The following is a 14,111-nucleotide window of genomic DNA, read 5'->3' as shown; positions in this document are numbered from 1 at the left end:
AGTTTACGAAGCGCCGCGTGTGCGCGACCGAGCCCCGCTCACGTGGGCGTCGTCTGGATGCCCAAGCCCTTGCGGACGATCTGGCTGAACCCCATCGAGCAGAGGAAGTACCAGACGATCCACGCCGGCATGAACCCGCCGATGGTGTCCTTGAGGTGGGTGTGGCCGACGAGCGGGAGGACGAGCTCGACGCCCCGATCGATCCGTCCGAGCTTCCAGTACATCCAGAGGAAGACTGGAATGGTGAGGAGCATGATCCAGACCATCGGACGGAACTGCATCTTGAACATCCCGAGCTGGTCGCCCATCGCCTCCATCTGCTCCTTCTGGATGCGATCGAGCGCCTCCTCGTCACCGCGCTCGCGCGCTGCCTTCTGACGCTCCTGGATGTCCTGCATCCGTTCCTGATAAACGGACATCTTGTCGAAGTCCATCAGGTTCGCCTGGATGATCGACGTCCAGAACCCCGTACAGACGGCGAGCACCATCACGACGACGAAGAACGGTAACAGCCCGTTCAGCGGGCCGAGGAGGATGTCGATGGCCGGCCCGACCGTCCGGCGAATCGGGTGGTAGTAGTAGCCGCTCATCATGACCAGCGCGATGACCCCCGCGGCCTTGTCGTACGTCGTCCACGAGCTCTCCTCGTCGTCCGGTAGTTCGACGTCACTGCCGCCCTCGTAGGCGGCTTCGTCGTCGCCCGTGAGACCCTCGCGGACGGCGTCGGGGTCGGCGAGCTGGAAGCCGTCGCCGGCCTCCTCGAGGACGCCTTTCTCGATGAGGCGCCCCCACTGGCCGCTGGTCAGCGACTCGTTGACGTCGCGCCACTCGATCGTCTCCCCCTCGTGATCGAGGAGGGCGGTGACGGCGTCGCGCATCTCGGGGTCCTCGGCGACGAGGTCCCGCACCTTTTCCGCGGTCCGTGCCATGCTACGTACCTCCGGTGGGGGCGTTCATGAACCTTTTACTCCGCGCGCGAATCGACCGCGGCCTTCACGTCCGCCCAGACCTCGTCGGGCGTCTGTTCGCCGTCGATCTCGACGAACGCGTCGGTGCCTCGATAGTGGTCGATGACCTCCTCGGTGTTCTCCCGGTAGGTCTCGAGGCGGTCGCGTACCGTCTCCTCGGTGTCGTCGTCGCGCTGGACGAGGTCCGCGCCACACTCGTCGCAGACACCCGCCTCCGCGGGCGGATTGAACTCGACGTGGTAGCTCGCGCCACACTCCGGGCAGACGCGACGGCCGGTGAGCCGGTCGACGAGTTCCTCCTCGGAGACGTCGAGGTAGAGGACGACGTCGAGATCGGTCGCGTCCGCGAGGAACTCGACCTGACTCTCGTTGCGCGGATAGCCGTCGAGGACGAAGCCGTCCGCCTCTTCGAGCGCCGCCACGACGATCTCGTTGACGAGAGGGTCGGGGACGAGGTCGCCCGCGTCCATGTACTCGGCGGGCGTTCCGTACTCGGTCTCCATGTGTTTGTTCGCGCGCAGCGCGTCGCCCGTCGTGACGTGCTCGATGTCGTAGGCCTCACAGAGGCGTTTCGACTGCGTGCCCTTTCCGGCGCCGGGCGCGCCCAAGATCAGGATGCGCGGGTCGCTCATGACACGCCGTTCAGTCTCCCGGGATAAATGTCTGCGGAAACGCGCTCGACGACGACGGCGAGCGAAACGCGAAGCTATCGGCTATCGAACGGTGAAAACGCCGGAGGGATCCGGGTTATTGGTCGCCGAACATCTGGCGCATCATCGGATGCATCTCCATGAGCTGCTCCTCGGCGATCTCCTCGTACAGTTTGTACGTGATGGAGATCGTAAGCAGCAGCCCCGTCCCGGAGACGCCACCGATGGTACCCATCATGTTGGCGAGGACGGCGAGGAGGCCGACGAGCGCGCCGCCGATCACGGTGACCTGCGGGATGTAACGCTCCATGACCTTCTCGATGACGCCGACGTTCTGCCGGAAGCCCGGGATCTGCATCCCGGAGTTCTGGATCTGCTTCGCCGTCGCCTCCGGGCCCATGTCCGCCGTCTCGACCCAGAAGATGGCGAAGATACCACCTCCGATGACCATGAAGGTCAGGTCGATAGCGACCCGGAGGAGTACCTGCCACGGTTCGGCGCCGCCCACTCCGGCGACCCACCACATCCAATCGGACGGGCTGTGGATGGGTGCGAGGTAGTAGAACAGGCCGCCCGCGACCTGCAGGCCGGCCTGCTCCGACACCGTGTAGACGCCGAGCCAGTTGGGCATCCCGGCCTCACCGAGCCATCCGCGGAGGATCCGGCCGAGGAACTGGATGTTCGCCTGCAGGGCGCGCACCAAGATCATCGGCAGGACGCTCGCGTAGATGAGCTTCACCGGGAAGCGACCACGGGCCCCCTTCACGCGGGCGTGGCTGAGCGGGATCTCGATGCGGACCGACTCCGCGTACACGACGACCGCGTAGATGAGCAGCGTCGTGATGATCGGGAGGAGCCCGACTGTCGAGTTGAACAGCAGCGAGCTCGCGGTGACGTTCTCGATGTTCCCGAGCAGGACGTTGATCCAGTAGGGAATCACGCCCATGCTGCCCGTGCCGGCACCGCTCCAGTAGAGCAGACCGACGATGAGCTGCTGGGAGACCCCGGCCACGATGAAGAGGCCGATCCCGGACCCGACGCCCCACTTCGAGATGACCTCGTCCATATAGAGGATGAGGACGCCACCGACGAAGATCTGCGCGAAGATGATCCACTTCACGCCGAAGACGCCGATCCCGAGCGCGGACGCGAGCGCGGTGTCCGCCGGGAGGAAGCCACCGAGGAACACCATCGGGAGGCCCGTCAGGCAGATCATCACGAGCACCAGCAGCTTCTGGAGGCCCTGATAGATCGCCTGATCACGCGGGTCGTTGGTGTCCAGCCCGAGCAGGTTCGCCCCGCCGAGCAACTGGAGGACGATACTCGCCGTGACGATGGGCCCGATCCCCAACTGGAGGACGGATCCCTGACCGCCGGCGAGCAGACTGCGGAACTGCCCGAACAGGTCGGTCGCGTTCTGCCCGAGCCCCCAGAGGGCGACGTTCGTCAGGAAGAAGTACACCACCAAGATGAACGCCGTCCACGCCATCTTGCGCTTGAAGGGCACGTGGCCCTCCGGGCGCGAGACGGTCGGCATCCGGGTGATGTACGGCTCGGCAGCTTCCTTCCAGCCCATCTATCAGTCCTCGCTCTCGTCGATCTCGTCGTCGCTGTCGAGTTCCTCACCGCGCTCGGTCAGGACCGCCTCACCGCCCTCGGCCTCAAGGAGGTCGACGGCAGCGTCGCTGAACGCGTCGGCGACGACTTCGAGCTGGTTGTAGACCTGCCCGGACCCGAGGACCTTCACCGCGTCGACCTCGTGGCCGTCCTCGACGACGTCACGGACGTCGATTCGGTAGCCGTTGTCGGTCTCCTCGGCGAGGCCGTCGGCGACGTGGAGCGCGATGTCCTCGTCGAGCTCGCGGACCGTGATTTCGGCGACGTCGAGCTTCGCCTTCTCGGGACGCTTGAAGCCGCTCTTCCCGATCGGTTCGTAGTTGTGGAACTCGTGCTTGTCGCGGCCAGCGCGACCGCGTCCGCCACGGTGACCGGCACCGCGTCGGTTCTTGTGCGAGCCGCCACCGTGCGTGCGCGTGCCGCGCTGGCGTCGTTTCTTGCTCGTCATTGTTATCGCATCCTCTCGAGGAGTTCGTCGACTTCCTCGGTCGACTGCTTACCGAGCTGTCCGCCCTCGGACTGGGGCTGCTTGATGCCCTGGTGGCCGCCGCGCGGCGGGTGGAGTCGGACGACGGGGGAGAGCCCCGCCTCGCGCAGCGTCGTGTTCTCGTTGTAGAGCGCGCGCGCGAGATCGTCGACGTCGTCGTAGTCGGTGTTCTCGGCGACCCACTCGTCGTCGACGTCCGCGTCGCCCTCGAGGGGCTCGGCGCGCTTCGCGATGAGGGCTTTCACCGTCTCCAGGGACGGTTCGCCGTACGCGACGTAGTCGTTGACCTTCGCGATCATCCCGTCGTACGCGTCGGTCTCCGGGACGAGAGTCGCGTGGTTGACGCGGTGGAGGTTCAGCATCGAGAGGGTGTCCTCGACGCTCGAACGCATGTCGACCTCACCGCGGAGTTGGACGACGGCCTGCATCACTCGATCACCTCGCGCTTCTCGCGGGTGCGCTCGGGGATGCGGGCCTCCGCCGTGTTCTGGAGGGCGTTGAACGTCGCCTTCGCGAAGTTCACCGTCGTCCGGGTCTTCCCGGCGGACTTCGTCCAGACGTCCTCGATACCGGCGAGTTCGAGGACGTGCCGGACCGTCTCACCGCCCGCGAGACCGAGGCCGCGCGGGGCGGGAATCAGATCGACTTCGACGCTCCCGGCCTTGCCGGTCGTCTTGAGCGCGACCGTGTGCGGACGCCCACAGCCACACTCCCACGACCCACAGCCGCGAGAGACGTCGATGATGTTCAGTTTCGCGACCTCGATGGCCTTCTGGATGGCGCCGCCGACCTGGTCGTCTCGACCCTCGGCGTACCCGACGAAGCCGTCGCGGTTACCGACCGCGACGACGCACCGGAACTTCACCCGGCGGCCGGAGTCCGTCATCCGCTGGACCATGTTGATGTCCAGTACCTCGTCGTCGAGCCCCGGGAGGAGGTTGTCGACGACTTCGGGCTCCTTCAGCGGGAGCCCGGTGTTCAGCGCCGCCGACATCGACTCGATCTCGCCCTCCTGCACGCGGCGGCCGAGTCGGGTCTGGGGCTGCCAGCTGTCGTTGTAGCTCATTGGTTAGTCCTCCTGAATGGATTCGAGCACGTCATCGAAGTGCTCGGGGAGTTCTGTGGCGTCGAACTCGCCGCTGTAGAGCGGCTCGTCGAGCTGTGCTGCGTAGTCCGCGATGTGCTCGCCGCGCGTGCGCTGCCAGTCGGCGAAGACGTCCTCGTTGTGCGGGATGTCGAGGCCTGCGTCGATCGCGCCCTCCTGCACGGCGAACACCTTCGACCCGCGGGTCGCGGTGTTCAGACCGATGTCGAGGACGGCCTCGTCGAGACCCGCTTCTCGGGCGCGAACGCCCGCGAGGTAGCCGGTCAGGTACGCCGACGGGAGGTTCCCGGTCGGCGCTTCCCAGCCGTATTCCTCGAGGTCTGTCGCCTGTGCACTCGCGAGCGTCTCGTCGCCGTCGGGGCCGGTCGCGATCAGCTGCGCCGTGACGTTGTTGTTGCTCTTTCGAGCGACAAGCCGGGGCTTGCCCGACTTGAGGAGGCGCAACCTCTGGTGGTAATCCGTCCGGACCTCGCGGCGCCGGCGCATCGGGACTTTGTATCGTGGGCCGCTAGCCATTATTGCTCACCGTAGTGTTCCGCGATGTAGTTGTGCAGCCGGCTCACGCTATCGAACTCGCCGCCCTTCGCCATGTTGTAGAGTTCACGGTACTGGGCGGGGGTGAGTTCGCCGCTGTCGCGGAGCTCACGGAGCTCGCGGCGCTGTGCGCGGATGCTGCTCTTCCACTCGTCCTTCTCGTTCTGGCGGGCGCCCGCCTTGCCGCGGCGCGTGCCCGGTCCCTTCCGGTGACCGTACGCACGCTTCGCGTCTCGTTCGCGCGCGCGACCACGGGAGTTGCCCTGCTTGGTCTCGGCCCGGATCGTGCCCTCGTCGACGAGTTCGCGGATATCCTCGCGCGTGATGGCGTCCGCGATCTCGCCCTGGGCGTCCGGGTCGAACCAGACGCGGTTCTTCCCGACGTCGAGGACGTCGGCGGCCAGTCGTTTCTGTGCGCTCAGATCACTCATTGTCGACCTCCACTTCGATGTAGGTCGGGTTGAGGACGCGGATGCCCGCTTCCTCGGCCTGCTCCTCGATGGTCTCGCGCTTTCGCGCACCGACCTTCGAGGCGATGCGGACGGCCTCGGTGTCCGGGTCGACGCCGTCGAGGTCGTCCGCGTTGTGGACGCGGACCTCCTCGAAGCCGCTCGGGTGTTTGCCGCGCACCGCCTTCGGCGTGCGGAAGCCGGCTTCGACCTTCGGGCCCTTCCCCTTGATGCCGCGGCGCTGCTTCGAGAGCGTGCCGCGGGGCTTGCGCCACGAGGTCGGGGTCCGCTTTTTCTTGTGGTAGTCCTGTCGGTTGAACTGCGGCTTGCCGACGCGGCGGCGCTCGTCGAGGAGGCGTTCGGCCTCGTCGTCGAGCTCCGGCGTCTTGTCGGCGTGACCGCGCGGGCGGAGTTCCGTCTCCGCTTCCGTCTCCTCCTCGGCCGCCTCGGCCTCGGGCGCTTCCTCCTCGACTTCGGTCTCGGTCTCCTCGGAGACTTCGAGACCGCCGACGTCTGCCTTGATGCGGGCCGCGAGCGCGTTGCCGACGCCGTCTACTTCCGCGAGGTCGTCCTGGCTCGCTGCCTTCACGTCCTCGACCGTCTCGTAGCCGGCCTCACGCAGCGCTTCGGCCTTGCTCGCGCCGACGCCGCTGATGTCTTCCAGTTCCTGGGGTTCGTCGTCTGCCATCTATCAGGCACCTCCTTTCGTCGGTTTCTCGACGATGTAGACGCCGTCCTGGAACACGCGGGTGTCCTTGTCGGTGACACGGGTGAGCTGCTCGATGTCGGCGGCGGTCTGCCCGACGGACTCCTTGTCGGAGCCCGAGAGGGTCAGCTCTTCGCCGTCGATCTGCACGTCCGTGTCGCCGCGGATCTCCGCGCGCCGGGGCGCCTTCTCGCCGAGGAAGTTCTCGATGACCACTTCGTCATCTTCCACGGTGACCTGCATCGGGAAGTGAGAGTAGTGGACTTGCATCCGGTACTCCCAGCCCTCGGTCACGCCGTGGAACATGTTCGTAATGTGGCTCTCGAACGTCCCGACCGTGGCGTTCGTCTTCGCGTCCTCCGACTCCGCCTCGATGACGACGGCACCGTCGTCGACGGAGACGCGTACGTCGGGGTACCAGAGCCGCCGCGTGACGGAGCCGTTTGGCCCCTCGACGGTCAGCTCCAGGTGGTCGACTTCGGCGTCGACGTCGTCGGGGATCTCGAGTTCTGTTCGCGTCATTGTTAGTAGACGTAAGCGATGACCTGGCCACCGATGCCCTCCTCGCGGGCCTCGTAGTGGCTCATGATGCCGTGGCTGGTCGTCACGATGAGCGTCCCGTAGTCACGAGCCGGGAGATAGCGCTTCTCCCACTGCTCGAACTCGTCGGCACCCACGGAGTACCGCGGGTTGACGGGGCCGCACTCGTTGATGGCACCCTTTAGTTCGACCTCGAACTGGCCACCCTTTCCGTCGTCGACGAACTCGAAGCCGTCGATGTACCCGCGGTCGTAGAAGACCTCGAGGACGGACCCGATGGTGTTGGAGGCGGTCGATATCGTGTGGTTGAGGTGTCCGACGCTCTCGGCGTTGTCGAGACCGGAGAGGGCGTCGGAGAGTGGGTCTTTCCCTGTCATTGTTAGCTGTACTTCTTGAAGCCCATCGAGCGGGCGATCTCTCGGAAGCACTGTCGACACAGCCAGACGTCGTACTTCCCGACGAGGCCCTGATTGCGACCGCATCGGCGACACTCGTGGGTCTGGCCCGTCTCCTCGTGCTCGTGTGCTGCTTCGCTCATTGCGTGACCTCCACGTCGAAGTTCGCCTCGAGGAAGGAGATCGCGTCCTCGGTGTCGAGGCGGTGGTTCTCGGGGATCGGCTGGCTCCGCTTGTCCCGCTTGGAGACGCGGTAGCCCGGACGGACGAGGTTGACCGTCACGTCCAGCCCGAAGATGCCGATGTTCGGGTCGTATTCCTGGCTCGGGAAGTCAGTGTGCTCCTCGATGCCGAAGGAGACGTTCCCCGTGTCGTCGAACTGGTTCCGACTCAGCGAGACGGCGTCGAACGCGCGCGTCAGGAACTCCGCGGCATCGTCGCCGCGGAGCGTGACCTTCGCGCCGATCGGGTCGCCCTCGCGGATCCCGAACTCGGGCTCCGTGCGCTTGGCCGTCGTGCGCACGGACTCCTGTCCGGTGATCTCCTCGAGGATCTCCTCGGCGTTCTGGAGTTCGCGGCCACCCTGACCGACGCCCATGTGGACGACGGCCTTCTCGATGGTGGGCTCGCGCATCTCGTGGAATTCGGCTTCGCTCATTCGTCGTCACCCTCCGGTTCGGACTCCGCGGCGGCCTCGTCGTCGACGAACTGCTCGTCGATGACGAAGACGTACTCCTCGACGGTTTCGAAGGAGCCCGCGTCGGTCTCGACTTCGACCGTGTTGCTCGAGCTGCCGGGCGAGACGGTGATCTCGGTGATCTCGCCGACTTCGCCGGCGTGCTGTCCGGAGACGGCCGTGACGAGCGCGCCCTCCGCGTACGGGAAGTGCGCGAGCACGTCGTCGTTGTCGAGGTCGACGACGATGCTGTCGTTACCGCTGTACTCGTCCTCCTCGACGACCAGGTTGTGACCGTTGTGGAGGTTGAGCTGGACATCGCCGCCCGGGACCAGCGTCTTGTTCGTGACCTTCGCGAGCTTGCCGTCCGCGTCGGCGGCCGGGATCTCGGTCAGGGAGAGGCGTCCGCCCTCGTCGGGGAAGACGCGGTAGTACTCGTCGCGCTCCGGGAAGCCCAGGATGTCGAACATCCCGACGGGCTGAGTCACGTCACCGACGGTGTCGCCGTTGACGAGAACGCCATCGTGGTGCGCGGCGTACTTCGCTTCCTTCGTCGTGTCGACGTAGCCGAGGACGTCCCGAAGGACGACGACGAGCGGGACGCCGGCCTCGCCGTGCGGGCCAGCGCCTGCCTTCGCCGTGAACGTGGCCGTTTTCCGCTCAACGGGCCACGACTTCGGTACGGAGAGTCGTTTCTGGTGGTTGCTCATTCGTTGTCACCCTCCAGTCGGGTTTGGCGCACGTCGTCGGAGAGATCGAGGTCCGTGACGCGGAGGTTCGAGGCGTCGAGCGCCCGGGGAACCTCCTCGCCGTCCGCGGCCTCGACGGTCACGCCGTCCACGTGGACGGCGGCGTCCTTGAGGTCGACGTTGGTGACCTCGCTTTCTTCGCCGGCGAAGTCGCCGCGCATGACCTCGACCGTGTCGCCCGCGTTGACGCGGACGTACCGCTGGCCGTACTCCTCGCGGAGGTCCTCCGAGAGGTGCGCGCGGACCTGCTTTTGGCGCTCGTGGAGCGCCGCGTTCTCCGTGCGGGTGCGCTGTTTGTGTGGTTGTTCAGTCATGTTATACGATCATCGTCGCGGTGCTCGCGATGCTGCCGTACCGCTCCGCGACCTCCCGCGTGATGGGACCCTTGATCTCGGTCCCGCGAGGTTCGCCGAGGTCGTCGATGATGACCGCGGCGTTGTCCTCGAACTTCACGCGCGTGCCGTCGGGGCGCCGGATCGGCTTACGCTGGCGGACCACGACGGCCTCCAGCACCTGCCGGCGCATCTCGGGCGTCCCTTTCGTCACCGAGACGGTGATCTTGTCACCGATCCCCGCCTTGGGGTGTCGGTTGATCGTCCCCTGGTAGCCGGAGACGGACGTGATCTTGAGCTCGCGTGCGCCCGTGTTGTCGGCGCACGTGATGAGGGAACCCTTCTCCAGTCCGGGTGTGACGTCTGCTTTGATTGCTTCCATCAGTTCTCACCCTCCGTGAGCTCGACGACCACGTGGGATTTGGTCTTCGAGAGCGGTCGTGTCTCTGCGATGCGTACCGTGTCGCCTTCTGTGATATCGAAGCACTCCGGCGCGTGTGCCGGAACCCGAGAACGACGCTTCATGTAGCGGTCGTACTTCGGGACGAATACGTCGTATTCACGTTCGACGACGACGGTCTTGTCCATTGCCGTAGAAGCGACTTCGCCTTCGATGACCTGTCCGCGAACGGACAGACTGCCGTGGAACGGGCAGTCATCGTCGGCACAGTCGCCTTCGGGCGCGTCTACGTTCAGTCCTATCGCCATTGTGATTCGACTCCGTTTTCGGAGCGTAGTGCGGGCCGTGAGAGCAGTATGTCGCCATCCACCGTAACGTAGGCCGCGTCCTCGCCCGTCGTGCCGCCGCACGAGTCGGGTTGGGACGCGGTCCCGGCCCCCTTGCGGTCGCGTCGGCTCGGTGCCGGCGCGGCGTCGGATGCGCTCCGAGCGCGGGCCGCGGCTTCATCTATGAGTCGGAACTCGAACCTTCTTCCACCTTTCGGAACGCGCTTGGTGCCCGAGACAACCTCTATCACGAGGGTGTTGGTCGTCTCCGAGACGACCCGTCCGGCGATTCCGACCTGCGAACGGTCGGGCGAGTCGACGACCCGTACCGGGAGGCCGACGAGCTCGTGTCGCGGGAGCGTCTCGGGCGTCAGCGTCATTATTCCTCGAGGTCGCCTTCTTCGCGCTGGATCGTCTTGATCCGCGCGACCGTCCGCCGGAGCTCGCCGATACGGCCCGGGTTCTCCGGCGCCCCACCGGCGGCCTTCACGGCCTTCTCGTTAAGCAGTTCGGTCTCGAGCTCTTCGAGCTCGGCCTCGCGCTCGGCGGGCGTCATGTCGCGGATCTCCTGGGTGTGGAGAATCGCCATCAGTCCTCACCCTCCTCGTCTTCGGACTCGGCTTCGTCCATCTCTTCGAGGAGCGCGTCGGCCTCCTCCTCGACGTCGGCTTCGACCTCGTCGAAGTCCTCGGGCTCGACTTCCTCCTCGAGCTCGTCGAGGGCCTCCTCGACGGCCTCCTCGGAGTCCGACGGCGAGGTCGGGCTCGCGCCCTCCTCGGACTCGACGGCCTCCTCGAGGATCTCCTCCTGGGCGGTGTCGTCGTCGGCCTCGGTGAGGGCGTCCTCGCCGGGGGCCTCGCCCTCGGGACCGCCTGCCTCGACGTCCGCGGGCTCCTCGCCTTCGAGGAGCTCCTCGACGCCTTCGCCCTCGATTTCCTCCTCATCGACAATGAGGTCCTCGATGTCGGCGTCCTCGTCGATCTCGAAGTCGTCGGGCAACTCGGCTCCCGGCGGGATGATCTTGACGTCCACGCCGATGGTACCGAGCTTCATCACGGCGACGCCCTGCCCGTGGTCCACGATGGACTCGGCGGGCTCGCCGTTGTGCTTGATGTAGCCGCGGTTGAACTTCTCGACGCGGCCGCGGTTGCCGGTGACCTTCCCGCTCAGGACGATCTCGGCGCCGAGGGCGCCCGCGTCCATGATGCGGTCGATGGTCGTGTGACCGGCCTTGCGGAAGTACCACCCTCGTTCGAGGGCGTTCGCGAGTCGGTCCGCGACGATCTGTGCGTTCAGGTCGGGCTCGTCGACTTCCTGGACGTCGATCTGCGGATCGTCCAGGTCGAAGCGCTCCTCGAGTTGCGTCGTGATCTTCCGGATGTTCTTCCCGCCCTTCCCGATGACCATCCCGGGCTTCTCCGCCATGAGAACGATCTGCGTTCCCATCGGCGTGTGGGCGACGTCCATGCCGCCGTAGCCGGCGCGGGCGAGTTCCTCTTTGAAGAACTCGTCGATCTGGGAGCGCTGAAGCCCCTCTTCGATGAATTCGAGTTCGTCTGCCATGTTATTCTGCCTCCTCGATGATGAGTTCGACGTCCACCTGCGGGCTGTTCCACGCCGTCGCGCGACCCATCGCACGGGGCTTGCGACCCTGCGTCTCGCCGACCTTGTGGGCGGCGACGTGCGTGATGACCATCGCAGCGGGCTCGAAGCCCTGCTGTTCGGCGTTGTTCGAGACGTTCGTCAGGAGCTTCTGGAAGTCCTTCGTCGCCTTCTCCGGATAGCGGCCGGCGTCCCAGCCCTCGATGTCGGAGCGGTGTCCGACGCCGGTGTTGTGCTGTTTGAACGGCACCGACTTCTCCTCGTTCAGCACCGCGGTGAGGTACTCCTCGGCGTCCGCGACCGTCTCGCCTTTGATCTCGCGGGCGATGGCCTTGCTGTGCTTCAGGCTGATCGGCCGCTCGCGGAGCATCCCCTTCGCGGTGGTCTCCGGGTCGGCGTCCACGCTGTAGCTGATTCCCATGGGTTATTTGAGCGGCACGAACTTCGAGGAGCGGGTCGCGCCGATACCCGCCTGCCCGTGTTCGACCGAGCTACGCGTCAGCTCGAACTCGCCGAGGTAGTGACCGATCATCTCCGGTTGCACCTCGACGCGCCCGAACTCCTGTCCGTCGTAGACCGCGAAGGTCAGCCCGACGAACTCGGGGAGGACGGGCATGTCACGGAGGTGCGTGCGGATCGGGTTGTTCGCCGTCTCCTCGGCGTCGCGCGCTCGTGCCTTCTCGAGGACCTTCTCGTGCTCCTCGGAGAGGCCACGGGTGATGGTTCGCCGCTGTCGCGCGGGGAGCAGTTCCGCGACGTCCTCCAGATCCATGTCCTGGAGTTCGTCAAGCTCGTAGCCGCGGTAGGTGAACTCACCCTCGCGGCCGGTGCGGTATTCCGTACTCATGCGTTAGTTCCCTCCACGGCCGGTGCGTCGGGAGCCGATGTCCCCGACCTTCCGTCCGGGCGGTGCGTTCTTCGAGACGCTCTTCGGGCGACCGGGGTGCTGGCGGCCGCCGCCACCGAACGGGTGGTCGACGGCGTTCATCGCTACACCACGGACGCGCGGCCACTTCGTCCCGCGGGCCTTCATCTTGTGGTGCTTGTTGCCGGCCTTCACGAACGGCTTCTCCGTCCGACCGCCGCCGGCGACGACGCCGATGGTGGCGCGACAGTCCGGAGAGAGGCGCTTGACCTCACCGCTCGGGAGCTGCACGACCGCGGCGTCGCGCTCGTGCGTGACGAGGTCCGCGTTGACGCCGGAGGCGCGCGCGAACTTCCCGCCGTCGCCGGGCTGGTGCTCGACGTTGCTCACGGGGACCCCTTCGGGGATCTCGGCGAGCGGGAGCGTGTTACCGGGCTCGACGGACGCCGAGATACCGACCTCGAGCGTGTCGCCGACGCCGACGCCCTCGGCGGCGAGGACGAGGCGCTGATCGCCGTCGTCGAACTCGACGCGAGCGACGGGGGCGCTCCGCGCGGGGTCGTGCTCGATGTCGACGACCTCGCCGGAGAGCACGTCGCCCTCGGGCTTCTTGTGCGACAGTTCCGCCTTGTATCGGTGCGACGGCGCGCGGAACGTGCTCGTCCCGCGGCCACGTCGCTGACCTTGAATCCTGCGTCCCATTGTTAGAACACCCCGATCCGGGAGGCGACGTCCTGCGCGTCGTCCTCCTCGGACAGCTTGACGATGGCCTTCTTCGTCCCGTCCATCGTCACCTGCGTGTTGACGGACTCGACCGTGACGTCGTACTGCGAGGAGATCTCCTCGCTGACGTCGGTCTTCGTCGCGTCGACGTCGACGATGAACTGGAGCTTGTTACCGAAGTCCATGTCGTCCATCGCCTTCTCCGTGACGAGTGGATATTCGATGATACCGCTCATCGCTCGGCCACCTCCGAGAGCGCGCTCTCGGTCCAGACGGTGAGCCGGCCGGCGTGGGCGCCGGGCGCGAGGTCCTCGGCGTTCACTTCGGCGGCGGTCGCGACGTCGACCCCCGCGAGGTTGCGGGCGGCCTTCGACGGACCGGTCTCGCTCGACGTGACGAAGAGGACGGAGCTGGGCTCGCGGTACTTGCGACCGCGGAGCTTGCCCTGCCCGGCGCGGACGGTCTTCCCGTCGTCCGCGCGCTCGACGTCGTCGTGTGCGCCGACGGCCTCGAGGAAGGAGACGACCTCCTTCGTCTTCACGAGGTCCTCGAAGTCGTCCGAGACGACGAGCGGGAGTTCGAGGTCGTCGTCGAACTCGTGACCGCGCTCTGCGACGAGCTCGGCGTCGGTCGTCGCCGCGATGGCGGACCGGACGGCGAGCTTGCGCTCCTTTTTGTTGACCGTCTTGCCCTGGTCTTTCTCTGCTTTCGGCGGGTGCGCCTTCCGGCCGCCCACGGTCTGCGGGACACGCGCGCCACGTCCGTTCGTCTGCGGGACGTGGGCCATACCGCGTCCGCTGCCCATGGATTCGGCGGGGGTTCGCAGACCCGCGTACTCGTCAGCGCCGTACTGCTGTTTTCGATTGGCCTGTGCGGCGAGGACCGCCCGACGGATGAGGTCGGGGCGGTACGCCGTCTCGAAGACCTCCGGGAGGTCGACGGAGCCGGCGTCGTCGCCATCGAGGCCACGGACTGTTGCCTGCATAA

At 66.4% G+C, this 14,111-nt stretch carries 25 protein-coding genes; all 25 read right to left on the bottom strand.

Going from position 1 to position 14,111, the window contains the following annotated elements; translation table 11 throughout:
• Positions 1-38: 38 nt before the first annotated feature.
• Positions 39-929 carry a DUF106 domain-containing protein gene (locus IEX91_RS02115; RefSeq protein ID WP_188876835.1) on the bottom strand — a complete coding sequence of 297 codons (891 nt, stop codon included), beginning with the start codon at positions 927-929 and terminating at the stop codon, positions 39-41.
• A 35-nt stretch (positions 930-964) separates the two neighbouring features.
• The gene (locus tag IEX91_RS02110; protein WP_188876834.1) at positions 965-1,600 is read right to left on the bottom strand and encodes an adenylate kinase; all 636 of its coding nucleotides are present in this window, start codon (positions 1,598-1,600) and stop codon (positions 965-967) included.
• Positions 1,601-1,715: 115 nt separating this feature from the next.
• Entirely contained in the window at positions 1,716-3,194 is a 1,479-nt protein-coding gene (secY, locus tag IEX91_RS02105; RefSeq protein WP_188876833.1) for a preprotein translocase subunit SecY, read from the bottom strand.
• A 3-nt stretch (positions 3,195-3,197) separates the two neighbouring features.
• A complete protein-coding gene (locus IEX91_RS02100; RefSeq protein WP_188876832.1) occupies positions 3,198-3,683 on the bottom strand; it encodes an uL15m family ribosomal protein in 486 nt (161 codons plus the stop codon).
• Between the two features lie 2 nt (positions 3,684-3,685).
• Positions 3,686-4,150 (bottom strand): 50S ribosomal protein L30, encoded by a 465-nt coding sequence (gene rpmD / locus IEX91_RS02095; RefSeq protein WP_188876831.1) that lies wholly within the window; start codon positions 4,148-4,150, stop codon positions 3,686-3,688.
• Positions 4,150-4,788: a 30S ribosomal protein S5 gene (locus IEX91_RS02090; RefSeq protein ID WP_188876830.1), complete on the bottom strand. Its 639-nt coding sequence runs from the start codon at positions 4,786-4,788 to the stop codon at positions 4,150-4,152. Before IEX91_RS02090 ends, rpmD begins: the two co-directional genes overlap by 1 nt.
• A gap of 3 nt (positions 4,789-4,791) precedes the next feature.
• Positions 4,792-5,343: a 50S ribosomal protein L18 gene (locus IEX91_RS02085; protein WP_188876829.1), complete on the bottom strand. Its 552-nt coding sequence runs from the start codon at positions 5,341-5,343 to the stop codon at positions 4,792-4,794.
• Positions 5,343-5,792 carry a 50S ribosomal protein L19e gene (locus IEX91_RS02080; RefSeq protein WP_188869155.1) on the bottom strand — a complete coding sequence of 150 codons (450 nt, stop codon included), beginning with the start codon at positions 5,790-5,792 and terminating at the stop codon, positions 5,343-5,345. The genes IEX91_RS02085 and IEX91_RS02080 overlap by 1 nt, the downstream gene beginning before the upstream one ends.
• Positions 5,785-6,498: a 50S ribosomal protein L32e gene (locus IEX91_RS02075; RefSeq protein ID WP_188876828.1), complete on the bottom strand. Its 714-nt coding sequence runs from the start codon at positions 6,496-6,498 to the stop codon at positions 5,785-5,787. The genes IEX91_RS02080 and IEX91_RS02075 overlap by 8 nt, the downstream gene beginning before the upstream one ends.
• 3 nt (positions 6,499-6,501) lie before the next feature.
• The gene (locus IEX91_RS02070; RefSeq protein WP_188876827.1) at positions 6,502-7,038 is read right to left on the bottom strand and encodes a 50S ribosomal protein L6; all 537 of its coding nucleotides are present in this window, start codon (positions 7,036-7,038) and stop codon (positions 6,502-6,504) included.
• A gap of 2 nt (positions 7,039-7,040) precedes the next feature.
• The gene (locus IEX91_RS02065; RefSeq protein WP_188876825.1) at positions 7,041-7,433 is read right to left on the bottom strand and encodes a 30S ribosomal protein S8; all 393 of its coding nucleotides are present in this window, start codon (positions 7,431-7,433) and stop codon (positions 7,041-7,043) included.
• A 2-nt stretch (positions 7,434-7,435) separates the two neighbouring features.
• Positions 7,436-7,594 (bottom strand): 30S ribosomal protein S14, encoded by a 159-nt coding sequence (locus IEX91_RS02060; RefSeq protein WP_020220819.1) that lies wholly within the window; start codon positions 7,592-7,594, stop codon positions 7,436-7,438.
• Positions 7,591-8,109, bottom strand: a complete 519-nt coding sequence (locus IEX91_RS02055; RefSeq protein ID WP_188876824.1) for a 50S ribosomal protein L5 — start codon at positions 8,107-8,109, stop codon at positions 7,591-7,593. The genes IEX91_RS02060 and IEX91_RS02055 overlap by 4 nt, the downstream gene beginning before the upstream one ends.
• Entirely contained in the window at positions 8,106-8,837 is a 732-nt protein-coding gene (locus IEX91_RS02050; protein ID WP_188876823.1) for a 30S ribosomal protein S4e, read from the bottom strand. Before IEX91_RS02050 ends, IEX91_RS02055 begins: the two co-directional genes overlap by 4 nt.
• Positions 8,834-9,190 (bottom strand): 50S ribosomal protein L24, encoded by a 357-nt coding sequence (gene rplX, locus IEX91_RS02045; protein ID WP_188876822.1) that lies wholly within the window; start codon positions 9,188-9,190, stop codon positions 8,834-8,836. The genes IEX91_RS02050 and rplX overlap by 4 nt, the downstream gene beginning before the upstream one ends.
• 1 nt (position 9,191) lies before the next feature.
• Positions 9,192-9,590: a 50S ribosomal protein L14 gene (locus tag IEX91_RS02040; protein ID WP_188876821.1), complete on the bottom strand. Its 399-nt coding sequence runs from the start codon at positions 9,588-9,590 to the stop codon at positions 9,192-9,194.
• Positions 9,590-9,916 (bottom strand): 30S ribosomal protein S17, encoded by a 327-nt coding sequence (locus IEX91_RS02035; RefSeq protein WP_188876820.1) that lies wholly within the window; start codon positions 9,914-9,916, stop codon positions 9,590-9,592. Before IEX91_RS02035 ends, IEX91_RS02040 begins: the two co-directional genes overlap by 1 nt.
• Positions 9,907-10,314, bottom strand: a complete 408-nt coding sequence (locus IEX91_RS02030) for a ribonuclease P protein component 1 (protein ID WP_245332938.1) — start codon at positions 10,312-10,314, stop codon at positions 9,907-9,909. The genes IEX91_RS02035 and IEX91_RS02030 overlap by 10 nt, the downstream gene beginning before the upstream one ends.
• Positions 10,314-10,523 carry a 50S ribosomal protein L29 gene (rpmC, locus tag IEX91_RS02025; protein ID WP_188876819.1) on the bottom strand — a complete coding sequence of 70 codons (210 nt, stop codon included), beginning with the start codon at positions 10,521-10,523 and terminating at the stop codon, positions 10,314-10,316. Before rpmC ends, IEX91_RS02030 begins: the two co-directional genes overlap by 1 nt.
• Entirely contained in the window at positions 10,523-11,497 is a 975-nt protein-coding gene (locus IEX91_RS02020) for a 30S ribosomal protein S3 (RefSeq protein ID WP_188876818.1), read from the bottom strand. Before IEX91_RS02020 ends, rpmC begins: the two co-directional genes overlap by 1 nt.
• A 1-nt stretch (position 11,498) precedes the next feature.
• Positions 11,499-11,957 (bottom strand): 50S ribosomal protein L22, encoded by a 459-nt coding sequence (locus tag IEX91_RS02015; protein WP_188876817.1) that lies wholly within the window; start codon positions 11,955-11,957, stop codon positions 11,499-11,501.
• A gap of 3 nt (positions 11,958-11,960) precedes the next feature.
• Complete coding sequence (locus IEX91_RS02010; RefSeq protein ID WP_188876816.1) at positions 11,961-12,383, bottom strand: 30S ribosomal protein S19; 423 nt, start codon at positions 12,381-12,383, stop codon at positions 11,961-11,963.
• Positions 12,384-12,386: 3 nt separating this feature from the next.
• Positions 12,387-13,103, bottom strand: coding sequence for a 50S ribosomal protein L2 (locus tag IEX91_RS02005; RefSeq protein ID WP_188876815.1), 717 nt, complete (start codon positions 13,101-13,103; stop codon positions 12,387-12,389).
• A 2-nt stretch (positions 13,104-13,105) separates the two neighbouring features.
• Complete coding sequence (locus IEX91_RS02000; protein ID WP_188876814.1) at positions 13,106-13,360, bottom strand: 50S ribosomal protein L23; 255 nt, start codon at positions 13,358-13,360, stop codon at positions 13,106-13,108.
• The gene (gene rpl4p, locus IEX91_RS01995; RefSeq protein WP_188876813.1) at positions 13,357-14,109 is read right to left on the bottom strand and encodes a 50S ribosomal protein L4; all 753 of its coding nucleotides are present in this window, start codon (positions 14,107-14,109) and stop codon (positions 13,357-13,359) included. The genes IEX91_RS02000 and rpl4p overlap by 4 nt, the downstream gene beginning before the upstream one ends.
• Between the last annotated feature and the right edge of the window lie 2 nt (positions 14,110-14,111).

The sequence above is a fragment of the Halarchaeum nitratireducens genome, from assembly GCF_014647155.1.
GTDB lineage: Archaea > Halobacteriota > Halobacteria > Halobacteriales > Halobacteriaceae > Halarchaeum > Halarchaeum nitratireducens.
This window is presented reverse-complemented; position numbering and strand designations above follow the sequence as displayed.

What these genes read in the sequence shown, in the direction of transcription:
- IEX91_RS02085 (WP_188876829.1), bottom strand. Translation starts at nt 5,343, where the DNA reads ATGGCTAGCGGCCCACGATACAAAGTCCCGATGCGCCGGCGCCGCGAG.
- IEX91_RS02065 (WP_188876825.1), bottom strand. Translation starts at nt 7,433, where the DNA reads ATGACAGGGAAAGACCCACTCTCCGACGCCCTCTCCGGTCTCGACAAC.
- IEX91_RS02000 (WP_188876814.1), bottom strand. Translation starts at nt 13,360, where the DNA reads ATGAGCGGTATCATCGAATATCCACTCGTCACGGAGAAGGCGATGGAC.
- IEX91_RS02015 (WP_188876817.1), bottom strand. Translation starts at nt 11,957, where the DNA reads ATGGGAATCAGCTACAGCGTGGACGCCGACCCGGAGACCACCGCGAAG.
- rpmD (WP_188876831.1), bottom strand. Translation starts at nt 4,150, where the DNA reads ATGCAGGCCGTCGTCCAACTCCGCGGTGAGGTCGACATGCGTTCGAGC.
- IEX91_RS02075 (WP_188876828.1), bottom strand. Translation starts at nt 6,498, where the DNA reads ATGGCAGACGACGAACCCCAGGAACTGGAAGACATCAGCGGCGTCGGC.
- IEX91_RS02090 (WP_188876830.1), bottom strand. Translation starts at nt 4,788, where the DNA reads ATGAGCTACAACGACAGCTGGCAGCCCCAGACCCGACTCGGCCGCCGC.
- IEX91_RS02010 (WP_188876816.1), bottom strand. Translation starts at nt 12,383, where the DNA reads ATGAGTACGGAATACCGCACCGGCCGCGAGGGTGAGTTCACCTACCGC.
- rpl4p (WP_188876813.1), bottom strand. Translation starts at nt 14,109, where the DNA reads ATGCAGGCAACAGTCCGTGGCCTCGATGGCGACGACGCCGGCTCCGTC.
- IEX91_RS02100 (WP_188876832.1), bottom strand. Translation starts at nt 3,683, where the DNA reads ATGACGAGCAAGAAACGACGCCAGCGCGGCACGCGCACGCACGGTGGC.
- IEX91_RS02055 (WP_188876824.1), bottom strand. Translation starts at nt 8,109, where the DNA reads ATGAGCGAAGCCGAATTCCACGAGATGCGCGAGCCCACCATCGAGAAG.
- IEX91_RS02110 (WP_188876834.1), bottom strand. Translation starts at nt 1,600, where the DNA reads ATGAGCGACCCGCGCATCCTGATCTTGGGCGCGCCCGGCGCCGGAAAG.
- secY (WP_188876833.1), bottom strand. Translation starts at nt 3,194, where the DNA reads ATGGGCTGGAAGGAAGCTGCCGAGCCGTACATCACCCGGATGCCGACC.
- IEX91_RS02040 (WP_188876821.1), bottom strand. Translation starts at nt 9,590, where the DNA reads ATGGAAGCAATCAAAGCAGACGTCACACCCGGACTGGAGAAGGGTTCC.
- IEX91_RS02050 (WP_188876823.1), bottom strand. Translation starts at nt 8,837, where the DNA reads ATGAGCAACCACCAGAAACGACTCTCCGTACCGAAGTCGTGGCCCGTT.
- IEX91_RS02115 (WP_188876835.1), bottom strand. Translation starts at nt 929, where the DNA reads ATGGCACGGACCGCGGAAAAGGTGCGGGACCTCGTCGCCGAGGACCCC.
- IEX91_RS02060 (WP_020220819.1), bottom strand. Translation starts at nt 7,594, where the DNA reads ATGAGCGAAGCAGCACACGAGCACGAGGAGACGGGCCAGACCCACGAG.
- IEX91_RS02030 (WP_245332938.1), bottom strand. Translation starts at nt 10,314, where the DNA reads ATGACGCTGACGCCCGAGACGCTCCCGCGACACGAGCTCGTCGGCCTC.
- IEX91_RS02035 (WP_188876820.1), bottom strand. Translation starts at nt 9,916, where the DNA reads ATGGCGATAGGACTGAACGTAGACGCGCCCGAAGGCGACTGTGCCGAC.
- IEX91_RS02005 (WP_188876815.1), bottom strand. Translation starts at nt 13,103, where the DNA reads ATGGGACGCAGGATTCAAGGTCAGCGACGTGGCCGCGGGACGAGCACG.
- rplX (WP_188876822.1), bottom strand. Translation starts at nt 9,190, where the DNA reads ATGACTGAACAACCACACAAACAGCGCACCCGCACGGAGAACGCGGCG.
- rpmC (WP_188876819.1), bottom strand. Translation starts at nt 10,523, where the DNA reads ATGGCGATTCTCCACACCCAGGAGATCCGCGACATGACGCCCGCCGAG.
- IEX91_RS02080 (WP_188869155.1), bottom strand. Translation starts at nt 5,792, where the DNA reads ATGAGTGATCTGAGCGCACAGAAACGACTGGCCGCCGACGTCCTCGAC.
- IEX91_RS02070 (WP_188876827.1), bottom strand. Translation starts at nt 7,038, where the DNA reads ATGACGCGAACAGAACTCGAGATCCCCGACGACGTCGACGCCGAAGTC.
- IEX91_RS02020 (WP_188876818.1), bottom strand. Translation starts at nt 11,497, where the DNA reads ATGGCAGACGAACTCGAATTCATCGAAGAGGGGCTTCAGCGCTCCCAG.